We start from the raw sequence: 600 nt of genomic DNA, 5'->3' as shown, positions 1-600 counted from the left end.
CAAGATGAAAATATTATTATCAAAGAGACCTTACAAAAACTGTCAAAATCAATTAATGAAAAAGATGGTCACTTGTCACTGTTAATTGGAGAGCAAGCGATATCTTATGCTTTTATGGATCAAGAGAAAAAATATACAGCCAATCGTGTTTATCTAATCAAAAATAACAAACCTCTTCAGAGTCAGATTGACTGCATCACAACAGACTTGGTAAAACACATTCAGAATATGGCAATCAGTGACCTATCGAATGTTGACGAAAAACAGGTGAAAGTATATTTTTATAGCGAATGCAGTCCAGATGCATACTTTGTAGAGACGGATCAACAGCGCAGGGTTATCCATAACCAAAACAGCAACATGATTTTTGCGGCCATCACAGGATTGGATAAAGAAAAAAATATATTATTCAAACTAGATAGCATAGGCAGTTATGAGCGGAACGCTGGCAACAGCAGCAACAGCCCGATCAACATGAAAATACATCATTATATGATCACCCATGTAGAACAAAATGTATTAATGGATAATCCGTTAATTATCCGCATGATTTCAGCATATCGCGCCGCTGGCCAGACTGCTGTCTATATAAAACTAAAG

The 600-nt window shown here is 36.3% G+C and carries 1 protein-coding gene; it reads left to right on the top strand.

The window, feature by feature from the left end; all coding sequences use genetic code 11:
- On the top strand, nucleotides 1–600 hold a 600-nt coding region (locus tag LD28_RS23440; protein WP_033137382.1), incomplete at both ends, for a hypothetical protein.

The sequence above is a fragment of the Aeromonas finlandensis genome, from assembly GCF_000764645.1.
Classification (GTDB): domain Bacteria; phylum Pseudomonadota; class Gammaproteobacteria; order Enterobacterales; family Aeromonadaceae; genus Aeromonas; species Aeromonas finlandensis.
Note: the sequence above shows the minus strand (reverse complement) of the source record. Positions and strands in the feature narration are given on the sequence as shown.